General features: G+C 75.5%; 23 protein-coding genes and 1 riboswitch. Of the genes, 18 read left to right on the top strand and 5 right to left on the bottom strand.

What is annotated here, in order from left to right; translation table 11 throughout:
* The first annotated feature begins 114 nt into the window (after positions 1 to 114).
* The 11 genes from Nocox_RS23505 (at position 115) to Nocox_RS23455 (ending at position 8,281) form a co-directional block, all read left to right on the top strand.
* Positions 115 to 273 carry a hypothetical protein gene (locus tag Nocox_RS23505; protein WP_020540353.1) on the top strand — a complete coding sequence of 53 codons (159 nt, stop codon included), beginning with the start codon at positions 115 to 117 and terminating at the stop codon, positions 271 to 273.
* A 38-nt stretch (positions 274 to 311) separates the two neighbouring features.
* A complete protein-coding gene (locus Nocox_RS23500) occupies positions 312 to 947 on the top strand; it encodes a biotin transporter BioY (protein WP_020540354.1) in 636 nt (211 codons plus the stop codon).
* 7 nt (positions 948 to 954) lie between these two features.
* The gene (locus tag Nocox_RS23495; protein WP_020540355.1) at positions 955 to 2,331 is read left to right on the top strand and encodes a class I adenylate-forming enzyme family protein; all 1,377 of its coding nucleotides are present in this window, start codon (positions 955 to 957) and stop codon (positions 2,329 to 2,331) included.
* On the top strand, positions 2,328 to 3,509 hold the full coding sequence (locus Nocox_RS23490) for a thiolase family protein (protein WP_020540356.1): 1,182 nt from the start codon (positions 2,328 to 2,330) through the stop codon (positions 3,507 to 3,509). Before Nocox_RS23495 ends, Nocox_RS23490 begins: the two co-directional genes overlap by 4 nt.
* Before the next feature lie 12 nt (positions 3,510 to 3,521).
* Positions 3,522 to 4,196 carry an energy-coupling factor ABC transporter ATP-binding protein gene (locus Nocox_RS23485; RefSeq protein WP_020540357.1) on the top strand — a complete coding sequence of 225 codons (675 nt, stop codon included), beginning with the start codon at positions 3,522 to 3,524 and terminating at the stop codon, positions 4,194 to 4,196.
* Positions 4,193 to 4,801, top strand: coding sequence for an energy-coupling factor transporter transmembrane component T family protein (locus Nocox_RS23480; protein WP_020540358.1), 609 nt, complete (start codon positions 4,193 to 4,195; stop codon positions 4,799 to 4,801). Before Nocox_RS23485 ends, Nocox_RS23480 begins: the two co-directional genes overlap by 4 nt.
* A 51-nt stretch (positions 4,802 to 4,852) precedes the next feature.
* Positions 4,853 to 5,218 carry an ArsR/SmtB family transcription factor gene (locus tag Nocox_RS23475; protein WP_020540359.1) on the top strand — a complete coding sequence of 122 codons (366 nt, stop codon included), beginning with the start codon at positions 4,853 to 4,855 and terminating at the stop codon, positions 5,216 to 5,218.
* Positions 5,205 to 5,819 carry an SRPBCC family protein gene (locus Nocox_RS23470; protein ID WP_033407729.1) on the top strand — a complete coding sequence of 205 codons (615 nt, stop codon included), beginning with the start codon at positions 5,205 to 5,207 and terminating at the stop codon, positions 5,817 to 5,819. Before Nocox_RS23475 ends, Nocox_RS23470 begins: the two co-directional genes overlap by 14 nt.
* An 84-nt stretch (positions 5,820 to 5,903) precedes the next feature.
* Positions 5,904 to 6,542: an NAD(P)-dependent oxidoreductase gene (locus Nocox_RS23465; RefSeq protein ID WP_020540361.1), complete on the top strand. Its 639-nt coding sequence runs from the start codon at positions 5,904 to 5,906 to the stop codon at positions 6,540 to 6,542.
* An 81-nt stretch (positions 6,543 to 6,623) separates the two neighbouring features.
* Positions 6,624 to 7,592: a helix-turn-helix transcriptional regulator gene (locus Nocox_RS23460; RefSeq protein WP_020540362.1), complete on the top strand. Its 969-nt coding sequence runs from the start codon at positions 6,624 to 6,626 to the stop codon at positions 7,590 to 7,592.
* Positions 7,593 to 7,663: 71 nt separating this feature from the next.
* Positions 7,664 to 8,281 carry a DedA family protein gene (locus Nocox_RS23455; RefSeq protein WP_026213760.1) on the top strand — a complete coding sequence of 206 codons (618 nt, stop codon included), beginning with the start codon at positions 7,664 to 7,666 and terminating at the stop codon, positions 8,279 to 8,281.
* A gap of 19 nt (positions 8,282 to 8,300) precedes the next feature.
* On the opposite strand, the gene Nocox_RS23450 is transcribed toward Nocox_RS23455, so the two are convergent.
* Positions 8,301 to 8,645 carry a hypothetical protein gene (locus Nocox_RS23450; protein ID WP_020540364.1) on the bottom strand — a complete coding sequence of 115 codons (345 nt, stop codon included), beginning with the start codon at positions 8,643 to 8,645 and terminating at the stop codon, positions 8,301 to 8,303.
* Between the two features lie 45 nt (positions 8,646 to 8,690).
* Entirely contained in the window at positions 8,691 to 9,014 is a 324-nt protein-coding gene (locus Nocox_RS23445; protein ID WP_020540365.1) for a DMT family transporter, read from the bottom strand.
* Positions 9,015 to 9,029: 15 nt separating this feature from the next.
* A riboswitch (guanidine-III (ykkC-III) riboswitch) is annotated at positions 9,030 to 9,096 on the bottom strand.
* A 122-nt stretch (positions 9,097 to 9,218) separates the two neighbouring features.
* Here Nocox_RS23445 and Nocox_RS23440 point away from each other — a divergent pair.
* Positions 9,219 to 10,103 (top strand): NAD(P)-dependent oxidoreductase, encoded by an 885-nt coding sequence (locus Nocox_RS23440; protein WP_020540366.1) that lies wholly within the window; start codon positions 9,219 to 9,221, stop codon positions 10,101 to 10,103.
* A 280-nt stretch (positions 10,104 to 10,383) separates the two neighbouring features.
* On the opposite strand, the gene Nocox_RS23435 is transcribed toward Nocox_RS23440, so the two are convergent.
* On the bottom strand, positions 10,384 to 11,214 hold the full coding sequence (locus Nocox_RS23435; protein ID WP_020540367.1) for an AraC family transcriptional regulator: 831 nt from the start codon (positions 11,212 to 11,214) through the stop codon (positions 10,384 to 10,386).
* Positions 11,215 to 11,276: 62 nt separating this feature from the next.
* Between Nocox_RS23435 and Nocox_RS23430 the strand changes: the two genes are divergently transcribed.
* Entirely contained in the window at positions 11,277 to 11,720 is a 444-nt protein-coding gene (locus tag Nocox_RS23430) for an SRPBCC family protein (protein WP_020540368.1), read from the top strand.
* On the opposite strand, the gene Nocox_RS23425 is transcribed toward Nocox_RS23430, so the two are convergent.
* A complete protein-coding gene (locus tag Nocox_RS23425) occupies positions 11,717 to 12,076 on the bottom strand; it encodes a winged helix-turn-helix transcriptional regulator (RefSeq protein ID WP_026213761.1) in 360 nt (119 codons plus the stop codon). The genes Nocox_RS23430 and Nocox_RS23425 overlap by 4 nt on opposite strands.
* A 92-nt stretch (positions 12,077 to 12,168) precedes the next feature.
* On the opposite strand from Nocox_RS23425, the gene Nocox_RS23420 reads away from it, so the two are divergent.
* Both Nocox_RS23420 and Nocox_RS23415 read left to right on the top strand, forming a co-directional pair.
* Entirely contained in the window at positions 12,169 to 13,044 is an 876-nt protein-coding gene (locus Nocox_RS23420; protein WP_020540370.1) for an NAD(P)-dependent oxidoreductase, read from the top strand.
* Between the two features lie 57 nt (positions 13,045 to 13,101).
* Entirely contained in the window at positions 13,102 to 13,839 is a 738-nt protein-coding gene (locus Nocox_RS23415; RefSeq protein WP_020540371.1) for a class I SAM-dependent DNA methyltransferase, read from the top strand.
* A gap of 1 nt (position 13,840) precedes the next feature.
* Here Nocox_RS23415 and Nocox_RS23410 read toward each other — a convergent pair whose 3' ends face one another.
* A complete protein-coding gene (locus Nocox_RS23410) occupies positions 13,841 to 14,539 on the bottom strand; it encodes a CTP synthase C-terminal region-related (seleno)protein (RefSeq protein WP_246649511.1) in 699 nt (232 codons plus the stop codon).
* Between the two features lie 71 nt (positions 14,540 to 14,610).
* Between Nocox_RS23410 and Nocox_RS23405 the strand changes: the two genes are divergently transcribed.
* From Nocox_RS23405 to Nocox_RS23395, 3 genes are all read left to right on the top strand, one after another.
* Positions 14,611 to 15,522, top strand: coding sequence for a LysR family transcriptional regulator (locus tag Nocox_RS23405; RefSeq protein WP_020540373.1), 912 nt, complete (start codon positions 14,611 to 14,613; stop codon positions 15,520 to 15,522).
* A gap of 77 nt (positions 15,523 to 15,599) precedes the next feature.
* Positions 15,600 to 16,559, top strand: coding sequence for a daunorubicin resistance protein DrrA family ABC transporter ATP-binding protein (locus Nocox_RS23400; protein WP_020540374.1), 960 nt, complete (start codon positions 15,600 to 15,602; stop codon positions 16,557 to 16,559).
* Positions 16,556 to 17,377 (top strand): ABC transporter permease, encoded by an 822-nt coding sequence (locus Nocox_RS23395; RefSeq protein ID WP_020540375.1) that lies wholly within the window; start codon positions 16,556 to 16,558, stop codon positions 17,375 to 17,377. Before Nocox_RS23400 ends, Nocox_RS23395 begins: the two co-directional genes overlap by 4 nt.
* Positions 17,378 to 17,394: the final 17 nt, after the last annotated feature.

Raw genomic sequence — 17,394 nt, 5'->3', positions numbered from 1 at the left:
CTGGCCAGGACCCTGTCCATCGCGAAGGCCGCCCGCAGCGGCGGCACCGTCACCTCCTACCGGATCCGCCTGCGCTACCCGGACGCCGAGGACCTCGTCCCGGACCTCATCACCATGACGATGACGGCGTCCGCCGGGGACGGGCCCGAGGAGCTCGGCTTCGCCGTCCCCAACGAGACGCTGCCCGCCCGCGACGTCGAGGCCAGGGAGTCCAGGATCGACGAGCGGTTCCAGGCCACCGGCTGCCGGAAGGTATCGTCGGATCGCAGATGAACGGCCGGAAAGTTGTGGGAACCCTCCATGACCGGAGCATGCCGTTCTGGTGTGAGATCGACTTCATGAAGAAAGCAGGCAAGTGGCGCCGGTTCCCCACCGGAGACCTCGCGAGGGTGGCGGTGTTCGCCGCGCTCATCGCCGTGCTCGGGCTGCCGGGCTCGGTCAACGTCTTCGGCAACCTGGTCCCGATCACCCTCCAGACCATGGGTGTGATGCTGGCCGGGGTGATCCTCGGCGCGTGGCGGGCCGCGCTGGCCGTCGCCGTGCTGCTGGCGCTGGTGGCGACCGGGCTGCCGCTGCTCGCGGGCGGGCGCGGCGGGCTGGGCGCGTTCATCGGGCCCTCGGCCGGGTTCCTCATCGGCTGGCTGCCCGGCGCGGCCGTGACCGGCTGGCTCACCGAACGAGCCGGCCGCAGCCCGAGCCTGCTCCAGCTCGTCGTGGCCTGCCTGGCCGGCGGCATCGGCGTGATCTACCTGTTCGGCATTCCGGTGCAGGCGCTGGTCACGGGCGCGTCGCTGCCGGCGGCCGCGGCGCTCAGCGCCGCCTTCCTGCCCGGCGACGTGATCAAGGCGGTGCTGGCCTCGGTCGTGGCCCGTGGCGTCCAGCGGGCCTATCCGGACGCGGTGCCCGCCGTGCACCGCGAGCGGCTCCGGTCCGGCTGGGGGCGTTGAGCGGTTCATGCCGGTAGCAGCACACGTCCTGCGGCACGCCGCCGCCCGGCCCGGCGTCGTCGCGCTGCGCGGGCCGCGCCGCGAGCTCACGTACGCCGGGCTCGCCGGCGACGTCCAGGGCGCCGCGCGGCATCTGCTCGGCCGGGGCGCACGGCCGGGCTCGCTCGTCGCGATCGGGCTGGCCGACCCGGTCGCGCTGCTGACCGCCGTGCTGGCGGCCGACCTGGCCGGGGCCACCCCGCTCGTCGGCGACCCCGCCTGGGACCGGCGGCGCTGGGCGCGCATGCTCGCCTCCGCGCCCCCGGACCTGCTGCTCGACGAGCCGCCGCCGGCCGCGCCCGGCCCCGCGATCGTCCCCGCTCCCGCGCCCGGCGACCTCGCCTGGGCCTGCTTCACCTCCGGCAGCACCGGCCGCCCCCGCGCGATCGTCCGCACCCGCGCCTCCTGGACGGGCTCGTTCGGGCACCTCGCGGACCTGGCCGGCATGAGCGCCGGCGACGTGGTGCTGGTGCCGGGACCGCTGTGGTCCTCCCTGTACGCCTTCGCCGCCGTGCACGCCCTGGCGACCGGCGCGACCGCGCTCGTCCCCGGCCGCTGGCCCGCCGGCCGCGGCCCCGAGGGCCTGGCCGCGCACCTCGGCCGGGCCACGGTCGTGCACCTGGTGCCGCACCTGCTGCCCGCCGTGCTCGCCGCCCCCGGGTCGGTGCGCTCCGCCGTGGCGGGCGGGGCCGCGCTCGCCCCCCACGTACGGGCCGCCGCCGGGCGGGCCGGGATCCGGGTGGTGGCCTACTACGGGGCGAGCGAGCTGTCGTTCGTCGCCGCCGACGCCGACGGTGCGGGGCTGCGCCCGTTCCCCGGGACCGAGATCGAGGTCCGGCCGCGCGCGGACGGCCTGGGGGAGGTGTGGGCGCGCTCGCCCTGGCTGGCCGAGGGCTACCTGCGCGGCGCGAGCGGCCCGCTGCGCCGCGACGGCGACGGCTGGATGACCGTCGGCGACGTCGCCCGTCCCTACCGGCCGGGGGAGCCGCTGCGGCTGCGCGGGCGCGGCGACGGCGCGATCCAGACCGGCGGGGCCACCGTCGTGCCCGAGGACGTCGAGGAGGTGCTGCGCAAGGTGCCCGGCGTGGGCGACCTCGTGGTGATCGGCTCGCCGCACCCGTCCCTGGGCTCGGTGGTGACCGCGGTCGTCGAGGGCGACGGCGGCTCGCCGCCGCCCCGGGCGCTGCTGGAGGCGGTGGCGAGGAGCGGGCTGGACGCGGCGCAGCGGCCCCGCCGCTGGTACGCGGTGCCCAGCCTGCCCCGCACCGGCGCGGGCAAGCCGGCCCGCGCGCTCGTCGCGTCCCGGCTGGCCGACGGCGACCCCGGCATCAGGAGGCTGACGTGACCGATCCCGCCGCGCCCGTCGTCGTGGCGGCCCGCCGTACGCCGATCGGCACCGCCGGGCACGCCTACAAGGACCTCACCGTCGAGCTGCTGGCCGCGCCGGTCGTCGCCGCCGTCGCCCGCGACGCGCGGCTCGGCGGGTCTCCCGTCGATGACGTCGTGCTCGGCAACTGCATGGGCCCCGGCGGCAACGTGGCCAGGGTGGCGGCGCTGGCGGCCGGGCTCGGGCACGAGGTGCCCGGCCTCACCGTCGACCGGCAGTGCGGCAGCGGCCTGGCCGCGATCCTGGTGGCGGCGCAGGCCGTACGCGCGGGGGAGGCGGAGCTGGTGATCGCGGGCGGGGCCGAGAGCGCCTCGACCGCGCCGCTGCGCACCCGCAGGGGGGAGAGCGAGCCCTACCGGCGGGCGGCGTTCGCGCCGGCCGGCCATCCGGACCCCGACATGGGGCCCGCCGCCGAGGCGCTGGCCGCCGCCCGCGGCGTCACCCGCGCCCGCCAGGACGCCTACGCCGCCCGCAGCCACGCCGCCGCCCTCGCCGCCCGCGACACGGGCGCGTTCGCCGAGGAGATCGTCCCGATCGGCGGCCGGCACGACGACCAGCGCCCGCGCCCGCTGCGCGTGGCGTCCCTGGCCCGCCTCCCGGCCGCGTTCACCACCCCGCCCACGGCGACGGCCGCACTAGCGACGCCGGTGGCGGCCGGTACAGTGACGGCCGGTAACTCCTCCCCGGTCAGTGACGGCGCGGCGGCCGTGGCCGTGGTGCCGGAACGGCTGCGCGCCGGACGGCCGGGGCTGCGGCTGGTGGCCGGGGGCGTGACCGGCTGCGACCCCGCGCTGCCGGGCTGGGGGCCGGTGGCCGCCGTGCGGCGGGTGCTGGCGCGTGCCGGGGCCGGCATGGACGAGGTGGCGGCGGTGGAGCTCGTGGAGGCGTTCGCCGCCCAGGTGCTGGCCGTCACCGACGCGCTCGGGCTCGACCCGCTCGGCGCCGACGCCGGCCGCGTCTGCTCCGGCGGCGGCGCGCTGGCGCTCGGCCATCCGTGGGGAGCGACCGGCGCGGTCGTGGTGACCCGGCTGTTCACCCGGCTGGTCCGCGGCGGCGCCCCGCCGGGCACGCTCGGCCTGGCCGCGGCGGCCGTCGGCGGTGGCATGGGCGTGGCGGCCCTGTTCGAGGTGGTGTGAGATGAGGCAAGCGTGATCGAGTTCGCGGACGTGCGGGTCCGGCTCGGCGAGCGGGACGTGCTGCGGGGCGTCACCGCGTCGCTCGGCGAGCGGCGGATCGGCGTGGTCGGGGCCAACGGCTCCGGCAAGAGCACGCTCGCGCGCCTGATCAACGGCCTGGCGCTGCCGACGTCCGGCGCCGTCACCGTGCTCGGCCTGGACACCCGCCGCCACGCGGCGCGGATCAGGCGGGCCGTCGGCTTCCTGTTCACCGACCCCGACGCCCAGATCGTCATGCCGACGGTGGCCGAGGACGTCGCGTTCTCGCTGCGCCGCCACCGGCTGCCCCGCGAGGAGGCCGACCGGCGGGTCGCCGAGGTCCTCGCCCGTTACGGCCTGGCCGGGCACGCCGACCATCCGGCCCATCACCTGTCCGGCGGGCAGAAGCAGCTCCTCGCGCTGTGCTCGGTGATGGTGCTGGAGCCGGAGGTGATCGTCATGGACGAGCCCACCACGCTGCTCGACCTGCGCCACTCGCGCCAGGTGGCCGAGCTGCTGCGCGAGCTGCCGCAGCAGGTGGTGGTGGTCACCCACGACCTGCCGCTGCTGGCCGGCTTCGACCGGGTGCTCGTGCTCGACGAGGGGCGCGTGGTCGCCGACGGCACGCCGGAGGAGGCCATCGGCCACTACAGGAAGCTCATGACGTGAACGGCAGGACCGCCGGCGCCTACGTCCCCGGCGCCTCACCGCTGCACCGGCTGCCCGCCGGGGCCAAGCTGGCCGGGCTCGCCGTCGTCTGCACGGCCCTGGTGCTGCTGCGCTCGCCGCTCGCGATGGGGGGCGCGGCGGTGGTCACGGCGGCCCTGTACGCGCTGTCCCGCGTGGGCGTGGCGGCGGCCTGGGCGCAGGTGCGGCCGGTGCGCTGGTTCGCGGTGGCGCTGTTCGCCCTGCAGTGGGCGTTCGTGGGCGTCGAGGGGGCGGCCGTCACGACCCTGCGGGTGGTGCTCGCCGTGGCGCTGGCCGGGCTGGTCACGGTCACCACGCGCACCTCGGAGATGATGGCCGTGCTGGAGCGGCTGATGGCCCCGGCGCGGCTGGTCGGGCTGGACCCGTTCCGGGTGTCGCTGCTGCTGTCGCTGACGATCAGGACGGTGCCGGTGCTGGCGGACCTGGCGGGCCGCGTCCGGGACGCGCAGCGGGCCCGGGGGGTCGAGCGCAGCCTGCGGGCCTTCGCGGTGCCGCTGGTGGTCGGCGCGTTGCGGCACGCGGACGCCCTGGGGGAGGCGCTGAGCGCCCGCGGCCTGGACGACTGACCGACTATCCCAGGATTGACTTATATAAGCATGCCCTGAAATACTCGGGGAGTGCACGCATTCGACGTCCTCGGCGATCCGGTACGACGCCGGATCCTGGAGCTCCTCGCCGGCGGTGAGCGAAGCTCCGGAGAGGTCACCGCCGTCATCCAGCAGGAGTTCGGCATCTCGCAGCCGGCCGTCTCGCAGCACCTGCGGGTGCTGCGAGACAACGGGTTCGCCAGCGTGCGGGCCGAGGGCACCCGGCGGCTCTACGCCGTCGAGGCCGGGCCGCTGCGCGAGGTCGACCTCTGGCTGGAGCGCTTCCGCGGCTTCTGGGACCAGCGCCTCGACGCCCTGGCCACCGAACTGGCTCGCGGCGGGCGCGAACGCCGACAGACAACCGAGAAGAAGGAAACCTCTGATGAACATGGTTGACGAGATCACCCGGGCGCACCGGGAACTGTTCGACGGCGAGCGCAAGGACCTGGTCATCCGCCGCCGCTACGACGCCGAGATCGAGGACGTCTGGGACGCCTGCACCGACGCCGACCGCCTCAAGCGCTGGTTCCTGCCGGTGAGCGGCGAGCTGCGGCTCGGCGGCCGATACCAGTTCGAGGGCAACGCCGGCGGCGAGGTCCTGGAGTGCGAGCCGCCCCGGCGGTTCAAGGTGAGCTGGGTGATGGGGGAGGCCCCTGGCCTGTCGGAGGTCGAGGTCAAGCTGACGGCCGAGGACGGCGCCACCGTTCTCGAGCTGCGGCACGTCGCCGAGGTCCCGCCGGAGATGTGGGAGGGGTTCGGCTGCGGCGGGGTCGGCGTCGGCTGGGACCTCGGGCTGCTCGGCCTGGCCCTGCACCTCTCCGGCGGCGAGAAGGTGGGTGAGGACACCTTCCACCTGACCCCGGAGGGGCGGCAGGTCATCACCGCCTCGGCGCGGGCATGGGGCCAGGCGGAGGAGGCGGCCGGCATCCCGGCCGAGAAGGCGGCCGCCCATGTCGCCGCAGTCACCGCCTTCTACGCGCCGGAGTCCGGCGCGTAGACCGGGCCGGCCGGGCGGGCGGCAGGGCGCGGGCGTAGAGTGGTGAGTAAACGCTCACTAACCCTCCGAGAAAGGGGACGCCTCATGAGGCTGGCCGTCTTCGGAGCGACCGGCGGCATCGGGCTCGAACTGGTCCGCCAGGGCCTCGACCGGGGCCATGAGATCACCGCCGTCGTACGCGCCGCCGCCCGGATGCCCGCCCGGCTCCGCGACCACGTCGAGGTCGTCGAGGCCGACGTGATGGACCCCGCCGCGATCGCCCCCGGCGTCGAGGGCCGCGACGCCGTGCTCAGCGCCATGGGCAGCCGCGAGCGCGGCCCCACCACCGTCCACTCCGGCAGCGTCGCCGCCATCACCGAGGCCATGCGCCGCGCCGGCGTGCGCCGCGTGCTCACCGTCGGCGCGGCCGGCATGGTGGCCGACGCCGGCGACGGCCCGTTCACCCGGTACGTGCTCAAGCCGCTCGTCGTGCAGCCGCTGCTCCGCCACGGCTACGCCGACCTGGCCGCGTCGGAGGAGCTGCTGCGCCGCGCCGGCCTCGACTGGACCGTCGTCCGCCCCGGCCGGCTGCGCGACGCCCCGCCGACCGGCCGCTACCGCACCTCCTGGGACCGCGCGGTCAGGGACGGCCACAGCACCGTCCGCGCCGACACGGCCGACTGCATGCTCTCCCTCCTGGACGACCCGGCGAGCGCCGGCCACGTCGTGTACGTGGCCTCCTGACGGGGGACGCCGGTCAGGAGGCCGGCGGCGCCGGGCGAAAAGCGCTCACCCCCTGAGCGCTTTTCCTGCCAGGATGAACGCATGCGCGCGGACCGCCTGGTCGCCGCCCTCCTCCTGCTCCAGGGGCGCGGCCGCCTGACCGCCTCGGAGCTGGCCACGGAGCTGGAGATCTCCGTCGCCACCGCCCGCCGCGACCTGGAGGCGCTGTCGGCCGCGGGCATCCCCGTCTACCCGCAGCCGGGACGCGGGGGCGGCTGGTCACTGGTCGGCGGGGCGCGTACCGACCTGACCGGGCTCACCGCCGCCGAGGCGCGGGCGCTGTTCCTGCTCCTCGGCCCGGCCACGACCGCCGCGCCGGCGCTCACCACGGCCCTGCGCAAGCTCGTACGGGCGCTGCCCGCCACCTTCCGCGCCGACGCCGAGGCCGCCGCCCGCGCCGTCGTGTCGGACCCGGCCCGCTGGGGCGAGGCGGGGCGGGAGCCGCCCGCCCTGGTCCGGACGCTGCAGGACGCGGTCGTCGCCGGGCGCAAGGTGCGCCTCACCTACGCCGGCAAGGGCGGCGAGCCCGCCGAGCGGCTGGTGGACCCCCTCGGCCTGGTGGACAAGGACGGCCTCTGGTATCTCGTGGCGGGCACGGAGGCGGGGCGGCGGACGTACCGGGTGGACCGCGTCACCGCCGCCGCGCCCACCGGGCTGCCCGCCGAGCGGCCGGACGGCTTCGACCTGGCGGCGGAGTGGGAGCGCGTCGTCGGCGAGGTCGAACGCCGCCGCTCCCTCGTCACGGCGGTGGTGCTCGTCGCCGACCGGCACGCCGGCATCCTGCGCGACCGCTTCGGACGCCACTGCGAGGTGCTCGGGCACGAGCCGGACGGCCGGGCGCGGGTGCGGGTCGCCGCCCCCATGGCCCTGTCGATCGCCGAGCAGCTCGCCGGCTGGGGCGCCCAGGTGGAGGTGGTCGAGCCGGAGGCGGTACGCGCCGAGCTGGCCAGGATCGGCGCCGAACTGGTGGCCCGCTACGCGCCTGAGGCTGCCGTGACCCGCGAGGGGTGAGGTTTACCGCAGGTTTACCCGGGCAGCAGCCTCATTCCGTACTTATTTGATCATTTCTAGCCTTGAGGCTTATGACTGACTGGCTTATCGGACTGATGGAGATGCTCGGGGCCCCGGGGGCGGGCCTCGCGATCGCCTTGGAGAACCTCTTCCCGCCCCTGCCCAGCGAGGTGATCCTGCCCATGGCCGGCTTCACCGCCAGCCAGGGGGAGATGGACCTCCTCGACGTCGTGGTGTGGACCACCCTCGGCTCCGTCGTCGGCGCGCTGGCGCTGTACTGGGTGGGCGCGATGCTGGGGCGCGACCGCGTGCTCGCCCTGGTGGACCGGATGCCCCTGCTGAAGGCGTCCGACGTCGAGAAGACCGAGGCGTTCTTCCAGCGGCACGGCCGCAAGACGGTCTTCTTCGGCCGGATGATCCCCGTCTTCCGCAGCCTCATCTCCATCCCGGCGGGAGTGGAGCGCATGCCGCTGCCCATGTTCCTGCTCCTCACCACCGGGGGCAGCCTGATCTGGAACGTCATCTTCGTGTACGCCGGCTACCTCCTCGGGGAGCAGTGGCATCTCGTGGAGACGTACGTGGGCATCGGCACCAACGTGGTGATCGGGCTCGTCGTGGCCGCCGTCCTGGTGTTCGTCGGCGTACGGGTGGCCGAGCGGCGCAAGGGGAAGCACGCGGCGCGCCGCTGACCCCGGAGGGCCCCGGCGCTCAGGCCGCGCGGCCCGTGGGCGGGCGCCAGTCCGAGCGCCGGGGCCTGATCGCGCCGCGCAGCAGCAGCCCCCGGGCCACCCGGCGGGCGAGGAGGTCGAGCTGGGCGTCCAGGAGGGGGACGGGCGCCGCGGCCAGCTCCGCGCGGACGAGCCGCACGAGGTGGTCGGGCAGCGGCAGCCCCTCCGGGTCGGCGGGCGGCTCGGGCGCGATCTCGTCCCGGTGCAGGCCGGGGCGGCGCGGGTCCGGTTCGCTGCCGCAGACGCGGCACTCCTCGGCGGCGTCCGGATCGGCCGGGTCGGTCCAGGGCACGTAGCGGTGCGGCAGCACGGGTGGCTCGAACATGGGCGAATCACCTCATGTTCAGGGTAAGCTCCGGACCGCTTCCCGTCAGTGGCCGCCGCCGGCCAGGTTGAGGCCGACGACGCCGCACAGGATGAGCCCGATCGAGGCGAGCTTCAGCAGGGACGTGTCCTCGCCCAGCGCGATCATGCCGAGGACGGCGGTGCCGACGGCGCCGATGCCGGTCCACACCGCGTACGCGGTGCCGACCTCCAGGTTCTTCAGCGCCAGCGCGAGCAGCCCGAACGACAGCACCGCGGAGACGCCGAAGACGACGCTCGGCCAGAGCGCGGAGAACCCGTTGCTCAGCTTGAGCGAGTAGGCCATGACGACCTCGAACAGACCAGCCGCGATGATCATCAACCAGGCCATGACGGCTCCTTCCCAGGAGCGTCGTCTTTGCAGGCCGGGTACGGCGCGTCTCGTCCGGGCGGGACCCCGAGCGAGCCCCGCAGCCACGACAACGGCCTGTCCGCCGCTCCTATTCCGGTCTGCCCGATCACAACCGTTCAAGACCGGCGCCCGCTCCCTCCGCTACAACGGAGGCCGCGAACAGGCAGGCGGGAGGTGGGGTGGATGACGGCAGGGTTCGCCGGGCTGGGCCTCATGGGGCAGCCCATGGCGCTCAACCTGGCCAGGGCGGGCACGCCGCTCGTGGTGTGGAACCGGACCCCGTCCAGGACCGAGGCCCTGCGGGCGGCCGGGGCGCGGGTGGCGGCGGACCCCGGCGAGCTGTTCCTGCGGGCGCGGGTGGTGCTGCTCATGCTGGCCGACGAGGCCGCCACGGACGCCGTGCTGGGCCGCGGCACCCCCGCCTTCGAGGCACGCGTGTCCGGGCGGACCGTCGTGCACATGGGGACGACCGCGCCCGCGTACTCCGCGGCGCTGGCCGCCGACGTGCTCGCGGCGGCGGGCCGCTACGTGGAGGCCCCGGTGTCGGGCTCGCGCGGCCCCGCCGAGGCCGGCCGGCTCGTCGCGATGCTGGCGGGCGAGCCGGACGCCGTCGAGGAGGTCCGGCCGCTGCTGGCCCCGATGTGCTCCGGGACGGTCCCGTGCGGGCCGGTCCCCGGCGCGCTGCTGATGAAGCTGGCGGTGAACCTGTTCCTCATCACCATGGTGAGCGGGCTGGCCGAGGCGGCCCACTTCGCCGCCGGGCACGGGCTGGACCTGGAGACCTTCGCGCGGGTGCTCGACACCGGGCCGATGGCCAGCGACGTCTCCCGGGTCAAGGCGCGCAAACTGGTCGGGGGCGACTTCGCCGCCCAGGCGGCCGTCGCCGACGTGCTGAAGAACAACCGGCTCATCGCCGAGGCGGCGCGGGAGCGCGGCGTGGCCGCGCCGCTGCTGGACGTCTGCCACGCGCTGTTCGCCGAGACGCTGCGGCTGGGGCACGGCGGGCTCGACATGGTGGCGGTGGTCCGCGCGATCGAGGCCAGGACGGAGAAGGGACAGGCATGGTGATCATCGTCACGGGGGGCTCCCGGGGGATCGGCGCCGCCGTCGTGGAACGGCTGGCCGCGGACGGCGCGGCGTTGGCAGGGACGGCCGCCGGGCGGAAACGGCATCGTCACGATCTCGTCGGTCGCGGCCCGCACCGGCTCGCCCGGCGAGTACGTCGCCTACGCCGCCACCAAGGCCGCCGTGGAGACCATGACGATCGGACGAGGCGTCGTACGTCACCGGCGCCGTCCTGAGCGTCGCCGGCGGCCTGTGAGCAGCCGCCGGGAGCCAGGCGGAGCCGTCAAGGGCGTAGCGCGGCCAGCCAGCGGCCCGGCGTGAGGCCGTAGGCGCGCTTGAACATGCGCGTCATGTGGGCCTGGTCCGCGAAGCCCGCCTCCAGGGCCGCATCGAGCAGCGGCGTGCCGTGCCGCAGGGCCCGCCGTACGACGTCGAGCCGGCGCATCGTGCGGAACCGGGTCGGGCTGGTGCCGAAGGCGGCGCGGAACTGGCGGGCCAGCGTCCACCGGTCGAGCCCCGACACCCGTTCCAGCTCCGCCACCGTCCGCCGCGCGGCCGGGTCGGCGGCGATCAGCTCGCGCACCCGCGTCAGCGCCGCCACCGCCAGGGGCCCGGGCCCGTCCGGCGTGGGGCCGCCCGCGTGCCGCCGCAGCGCGTCGGCCACCAGCAGCGCCACGTCCAGCCGGGCGAGCTCGCCCAGAGGCTCGTCCATCCGGCGCAGGCAGGCCAGCAGTGACGGGTCCATCCCGGACGGCGGCACGATCGGATCGGTCACGAACGGCAGCGGCCCGCCGCCCAGCGCCTCCCGCACCAGGAACGGGTCCACGTACAGAATGCGGTAGCCGAACCCCTCGTCGGTGCCGGCCGCGCCGTCGTGCGGCTCGTCGGGATGCAGGACGTGCCACTCGCCCGGCAGGCAGTGCCGCCGCTCGCCCCGGTAGCGGAACGTCTGCACGCCGGACAGCGTCACGCCGATGGCGTAGGTGTCGTGGCGGTGGGTGGCGAACGCCTCGCCGACGAGGCTCGCCTCCAGGCGTTCGATGCCCTCGGCGCCGCGGCCGAAGCGCAGCCGCTGCCCGGGGACCGGCCGTAGCTGCCCGCCCAGGTCGTTCATTCCGGACGGGACTCTAGCACCGGGCGGGCGGGGTAGGGGGAGCGGGAGAGACAGGAGGCGACGTGGCCAGAGCCGTGTACGTCGGCGCCGCCGTCGAGGTGGCGGCGCCGCCCGAGCAGGTGTTCGCGCTGCTCACCGACTGGGCCAGGCAGCGGGAGTGGATGTTCCTGACCAGCACCAGGCAGGTGGCCCCGGACGTCGTCGAGGCGTACTCCGGGGTGCGGCCGGTCGGGTTCCTGGACACGATGACGATCACCCGGTGGGAGCCGCCGGAACTGGTGGTGATGGAGCACACCGGGCGGGTGGTGCGCGGCCGGGGCGCCTTCCGGGTGCGCGCGCTCGGGAGCGGCAGCCGGGTGATCTGGACGGAGGAGCTGCTGGTGCCGTTCGGGGCGCTGGGGCGGGCCGGGTGGCCGCTGGTGCGGCCGGCGGCGAAGGCGGTGTTCCGCCACAGTCTGCGCCGGTTCGCCGCCCTGGCGGAAGGGCGGCGCGGCCGTCCGGCCTAGGCGGGGGCGGAGACTTTCTCCGCGCCGATCCGCCGCATGCGTTCGGCGCCCCAGTCCCCCAGAGGGGCGAGGGCCGCGTTGAGCGAGACGCCGTGCTCGGTCAGGGAGTACTCCACCTTCGGCGGCACCTCGCGGTAGACCTCGCGATGCACGAGCCCATCCTCCTCCATCTCGCGCAGATGCTGGATCAGCATCTTCTCGCTGACGCCCGGCAGGCCGCGGCGCAGCTCGGCGAATCGGCGGGTGCCGTGGTGGTGCAGCTCCCACAGGATCAGTGACTTCCACTTGCCGGTGACGACGTCCATCGCCGCGTCGATGCCGCAGAAATAGGGACCCCGCCGTGCCGATGCCGCCATCCGCTCTCTCCCCGCCGTACTTACTCACAGGTGAGTACCTGACTAATTAGTCCGTACTGGTGCACCTTACCGGTGGTGGACAGGATGGGGCCATGACACACGACGACGACATTCAGGTGAGCGTGCTCGGACTGGGCGAGATGGGCGGCGCGCTCGCGGCCGCCCTGGTGGCGGCGGGGCACCGGGTGACGGTATGGAACCGGTCGCCGGGCAGGGCGGACCGCCTGGTGGCACAGGGAGCGCGGGCCGCCGCCACGGCCGGTGACGCGGTCCGGGCCGGCGGGCCGGTGATCGTCTGCCTGCTGGACCACGCCTCGGTCCGCGAGGTGCTCGATCCGCTCGCGGCCGAGCTGGCCGGACGGACCCTGGTCAACGTCACCACGACGACCCCGGCCCAGGCGCGGGAGACGGCGGCGTGGGCGGCCGGCGCCGGGGCCGCGTACCTGGACGGCGGCATCATGGCCGTGCCGCGGATGATCGGCCGGCCGGGGGCGTCGGTCCTCTACAGCGGGTCGGCGGACGTCTTCCACGAGCACCGGCGCCTGTTCGACCTGTGGGGGACCAGCACCTACTTCGGCGAGGACGCCGGAATGGCGTCCCTGTACGACCTCGCCCTCCTCGCCGGCATGTACGTCATGTTCGCCGGGTTCGCGCACGGCGCCGCCATGGTCGCCCCCGCCGGTGTCACAGCGGGTGAGTTCGCCGCCATGGCCGCCCCGTGGCTGACCGCCATGACCGGCGCCTTCGCCGGGTTCGCCGAGGTGATCGACGGCGGCGACTACACCGTCCCCGGGCAGCAGAGCCTGGAGTTCTCCGACCTCACGTACCTCGTGGCCGCCAGCGCCGACCAGGGCGTCAGCACCGAGGTCGTCGCCATGGTCCAGCGGCTCGTCCGGCGCCAGGTCGACGCGGGCCACGGGAAGGAGGGCTTCGCCAGGATCATCGAGAGCATCAGGCGGCCGGGCTGACGGCGCGGACGGAAAAGCGGTGGCAGCGCGCCGGCCGGCGCGGGTAGCGTCCCGGCCGTGGATGATCCCGAGGACGGTTTCTTCGGCGAGAGCGTCGCCGCCCGCTACGACGACTTCTCCGCCGCCATGTTCGCCCCCGAGGCGGTCGAGCCCGCCGTGGACCTGCTGGCCGAGCTGGCCGGCGAGGGCCGCGCCCTGGAGCTCGGCGTCGGCACCGGCCGCCTCGCGCTGCCGCTCGCCCGCCGCGGCGTGCCCGTGCACGGCATCGACCTGTCGCGGGCGATGGTCGAGCGGCTGCGCGCCAAGCCGGGCGGCGCGGACGTCGAGGTGACGATCGGCGACTTCGCCACCGCCAAGGCGCCGGGGACGTTCACGGTCGCCTACCTCGTCTACAACACGATCAACAACCTCACCACCCAGGACGCCCAGGTCGACTGCTTCCGCAACGCCGCCGCCCACCTGGCGCCCGGCGGCTGCTTCGTCGTCGAGGTCGGCGTCCCCGACCTGCGCCGGCTGCCGCCCGGCCAGACGGTCGTGCCGTTCCACGTCGGCGACGGCTCGTGGGCCTACGACGTCTACGACGTGGCCACCCAGGCCATGAGCTCCAACTACGTCGACGTCGCCGGGGACCGGGGCCGGTTCCGCTCGATCCCGTTCCGCTACGTCTGGCCGGCCGAGCTCGACCTCATGGCCCGGCTCGCCGGGATGCGGCTGCGCGAGCGCTGGGAGAGCTGGACGCGCGAGCCGTTCACCGGCGAGAGCACCCGGCACGTGTCGGTCTGGGAGAAGCCCTGACTCAGGCAGGCAGCTCCGCCGCGCGGCGGGCCACGGCGGCGGCGAACGCCGAGATCACCGGATGCGCCCGGCCGTCCCGTTCGGCCAGCTCCGGCTGGAACAGCGTGGCCAGGAAGAACGGATGGCCGGGCAGCTCGGCCACGCGGGCGGCGCCGTCGTCGGCGGCGTGGCCGGAGAACACCAGCCCGCCCGCGGTCAGGGCGTCCCGGTAGGACTCGTTGAGCCCGTACGAGCAGATGTAGGACTCCAGCGTCTCCCGCGCGGCCACGATCCGGGCGACGAGGGTGCCGGGCGTGAGCCGGACCAGGCTCTCGTGGCCGGCCAGCGAGCAGGCCAGCGGCGTGAGCAGGAAGTCACGGCCGGCCGGGTCGTTCTCGGCGTGCGCCACGTCCAGCCCGCACACGTGGCGGGCGTACTCCAGGAGCATGTGCTGGAAGCCGGCGCAGGTGCCGAGGAACGGCAGGCCGCCCTCCCTGGCCACGCGTACGGCCTCGACCGCGCCCGCCTCGTCCCGGTACGGGCTGCCGGGCAGCAGCCAGACGCCGTCGAAGCCGTCCAGCCCGGCGGCGACGTCCGTGGTGGGGATCCAGTAGGGGTCGAGGGCGATGCCGTCGTGCTCCCGCAGCGCCTCCATGACCCAGGGGACGCGGGTGTGCGAGCGGACACTGGGGGAGCGGTCCCCGACAAGGGCGATTCTCATGCCAACCATCGTGACGGCTCCTACCGGTGAAGCGCCAACGATGATTCCTGCACCTGATATAAGGGTTGCTGATGGACCCTCATCTGCTGACGACGTTCGTGACCGTGGCCCGCTGCGGCTCCTTCTCGGCCGCCGCCGCCGAGCTGGGCTACACCCAGTCGGCGATCTCCCAGCAGGTCGCCGCGCTGGAGGCCGACCTCGGCCTGCCGCTGCTGAGCCGGCGTCCCGTGGAGCCGACCCCGGCGGGGCGGCGGCTGCTGGAGCACGCCGAGCCGCTGCTGCTGCGCCTGCGCGCGGCTCGCGCCGACGTGCTGCGGGCCGCCGCCACGCCCCGCCACCGCATCCGCCTGGCCGCCACCCCGCTCGGCTTCACCTCCGGGCTCGCCGACCGGCTGGCGCGGGCCCGCGCCACGTTCCCCCGGCTGGAGGTGACCGTGGTGACGTGCGGGCCCGAGCGGGTCGCCGCGCTGGTGGCCGAGGGGGACGCGGACCTCGGGCTGGCCGACGGCCTCGCCGCGCCCAGCGACCCGCTCCGGCCGCCCGACGCCGGGCCGATGACGATCGCCGGCGTCGGCGAGGAGGACGTGGTCGTGGCGCTCCCCGCCGGCCATCCCCTGGCCGGGCGGGCGGCGCTGCGGCTGGCCGACCTGGTGGACGCGCGCTGGCTGGCGACGCCGCTCTGCCCGCTGCCCCGGCTGCGCGCCCTCGCCGGCGACGGGTTCCCCGTGGCGCTGGAGCACCGGGGCGACGACGTGCGCACGGTGCTCGCCCTCGTGGCCGCCGGGCACGGCCTGACCCTGCTGCCCGCCTCCGCCCTGCCCGCCCCGCCCCTGCGCGGCGAGGCGGGGGCGGTGGGGGTGCCGGTGGGGGTGCCGGTGGGGGTGCCGGTGTCCGCGCCGCGCCTCGTCCACCGCGTCGAACTCCTGCACGGCGCGCTGCCGCCAGGACCGGCCGCCGACCTGGCCCGCGCCCTCACCGGATGACCCCGCTGTCAGCCTGCGCCGGGGGCTGACAGCGTTCTGTGCGGGAAACGGCAGCGCCGCGCCCCACGATGGCCCCCATGTACGCCTTCGAAGCCGAGGGCCTGGTCAAACGCTTCGGCGAGACCACCGCCCTGAACGGCATCTCCTTGTCCGCCCCGCCCGGCACCGTGCTCGCGGTCCTCGGACCCAACGGCGCCGGCAAGACCACCGCCGTGCGCGTCCTGGCCACGCTCCTGCGCCCCGACGCGGGCCGCGCGGCCGTCGCCGGCGTGGACGTCGTGCGCCACCCCGCCCGCGTCCGCCGCCTCATCGGCCTGACCGGCCAGTACGCCTCCGTCGACGAGGACCTGACCGGCGCCGAGAACCTCGTCCTCATCGGCCGCCTGCTCGACCTCCGCTCCCGCGAGGCCAGGTCCCGCGCCGCCCGCCTGCTGGCGGACTTCGGCCTGGCCGAGGCCGCCGACCGGCGCGCCGGCACCTACTCGGGCGGCATGCGGCGCCGCCTCGACCTGGCCGCGAGCCTCGTCGGCCGGCCCGACGTGATCTTCCTGGACGAGCCGACGACCGGCCTCGACCCGGCCAAGCGCGAGGACGTGTGGGCGATCGTCCGCCGCCTCGTCGCCGACGGCGTCACCGTCCTGCTCACCACCCAGTACCTGGAGGAGGCCGACGCCCTGGCCGACGCGATCTCGGTCGTCGACCACGGCCGGGTGATCGCGCACGGCACCGCCGCCGAGCTGAAGCGCGTCGCCGGCGGCCAGACCGTGCTGGTGCGCCCCGCCGACCCTGACCGCCTGGCCGAGGCGGCGGCCATCGCCGCGGCGGTCGCCGGCCGGCCCGCCGAGTCGCCCGGCCGCGACGTGACGACCGTGCCGGTGGACGACGCCGCCGCGTTCACCGAGATCGTCCGCCGTCTGGACGCGGCCGGCCTCGCCGTCACCGAGCTGTCGCTCCGCCTCCCCAGCCTGGACGAGGTCTTCTTCACCCTCACCGGCCACCGCACCGGCCGGTCCGGCGGACGGGAGAGCGCGGCGTGACCACCACCGAGACCGCGGCCCCTTCGCGGGCCGCCGCCCGCCGCGAGGAGGGGCGGCGCGCGTTCAGGCTCGCCCGGCACAGCCTCGCCCTGGCCGGCCGGAGCGTCCGCAAGACCCTGCGCACCCCCGAGCAACTGCTCGACGTCACCCTGCAGCCGGTCGTGTTCGTCGTCGTCTACGTGTTCCTGCTCGGCGGCGCGGTCGCCGGCTCGACCGGCGATTACCTGCAGTTCCTGCTCCCGGCGATCATGGTGCAGACCGTGCTGTTCGGCGGGATGGCGACCGGCGTCAACCTCACCACCGACATCAAGAAGGGGATCTTCGACCGGTTCCGCAGCCTGCCGATCGGCCGCTCCGCGCCGCTCATCGGCTCGGTGCTGGGCGACCTGATCCGGTACGTGCTCGCGGAGGCGGTGCTGCTCGGCTTCGGCTACGCGCTGGGCTTCCGCGCCCGCACGGGGATCGGGCCCGTGCTGGCGGCGTGCCTGCTCGCGGTGTTCCTGGCGTTCTGCGTGAGCTGGGCGTTCGTGCTGCTCGGGATGGTGATGCGGGAGCCGGGCGGGGTGCAGGGGACGGCGTTCGTCGTGCTGTTCCCGCTGACGTTCGGCACCAGCATGGTCACCCCGGAGGACACGCTGCCGGGCTGGCTGCGGGCCTGGGTCTCGGTCAACCCGGTCAACCACGCCATGGAGGCCGCCCGCGGGCTGATGCTGGGCGGGCCGGTCGCCACCGGCGTGGCGTGGACGCTGGTCACGGGCGTGGTGATGCTGGCGGTGCTCGTCCCGCTCGCCGTCGCCGCCTACCGCCGCCGCGCCTGACCGGGCCCGCCCTCCGG

The organism is Nonomuraea coxensis DSM 45129, assembly GCF_019397265.1.
GTDB classification, from domain to species: domain Bacteria; phylum Actinomycetota; class Actinomycetes; order Streptosporangiales; family Streptosporangiaceae; genus Nonomuraea; species Nonomuraea coxensis.
This window is presented reverse-complemented; position numbering and strand designations above follow the sequence as displayed.

Bases quoted from the DNA above. Each gene is read 5' to 3' on its own strand.
- Nocox_RS23505 (WP_020540353.1), top strand. From the start codon at position 115: ATGACGATGACGGCGTCCGCCGGGGACGGGCCCGAGGAGCTCGGCTTC.
- Nocox_RS23500 (WP_020540354.1), top strand. From the start codon at position 312: ATGCCGTTCTGGTGTGAGATCGACTTCATGAAGAAAGCAGGCAAGTGG.
- Nocox_RS23495 (WP_020540355.1), top strand. From the start codon at position 955: ATGCCGGTAGCAGCACACGTCCTGCGGCACGCCGCCGCCCGGCCCGGC.
- Nocox_RS23470 (WP_033407729.1), top strand. From the start codon at position 5,205: ATGAACATGGTTGACGAGATCACCCGGGCGCACCGGGAACTGTTCGAC.
- Nocox_RS23465 (WP_020540361.1), top strand. From the start codon at position 5,904: ATGAGGCTGGCCGTCTTCGGAGCGACCGGCGGCATCGGGCTCGAACTG.
- Nocox_RS23460 (WP_020540362.1), top strand. From the start codon at position 6,624: ATGCGCGCGGACCGCCTGGTCGCCGCCCTCCTCCTGCTCCAGGGGCGC.
- Nocox_RS23455 (WP_026213760.1), top strand. From the start codon at position 7,664: ATGACTGACTGGCTTATCGGACTGATGGAGATGCTCGGGGCCCCGGGG.
- Nocox_RS23450 (WP_020540364.1), bottom strand. From the start codon at position 8,645: ATGTTCGAGCCACCCGTGCTGCCGCACCGCTACGTGCCCTGGACCGAC.
- Nocox_RS23445 (WP_020540365.1), bottom strand. From the start codon at position 9,014: ATGGCCTGGTTGATGATCATCGCGGCTGGTCTGTTCGAGGTCGTCATG.
- Nocox_RS23440 (WP_020540366.1), top strand. From the start codon at position 9,219: ATGACGGCAGGGTTCGCCGGGCTGGGCCTCATGGGGCAGCCCATGGCG.
- Nocox_RS23435 (WP_020540367.1), bottom strand. From the start codon at position 11,214: ATGAACGACCTGGGCGGGCAGCTACGGCCGGTCCCCGGGCAGCGGCTG.
- Nocox_RS23425 (WP_026213761.1), bottom strand. From the start codon at position 12,076: ATGGCGGCATCGGCACGGCGGGGTCCCTATTTCTGCGGCATCGACGCG.
- Nocox_RS23420 (WP_020540370.1), top strand. From the start codon at position 12,169: ATGACACACGACGACGACATTCAGGTGAGCGTGCTCGGACTGGGCGAG.
- Nocox_RS23410 (WP_246649511.1), bottom strand. From the start codon at position 14,539: ATGAGAATCGCCCTTGTCGGGGACCGCTCCCCCAGTGTCCGCTCGCAC.
- Nocox_RS23405 (WP_020540373.1), top strand. From the start codon at position 14,611: ATGGACCCTCATCTGCTGACGACGTTCGTGACCGTGGCCCGCTGCGGC.
- Nocox_RS23400 (WP_020540374.1), top strand. From the start codon at position 15,600: ATGTACGCCTTCGAAGCCGAGGGCCTGGTCAAACGCTTCGGCGAGACC.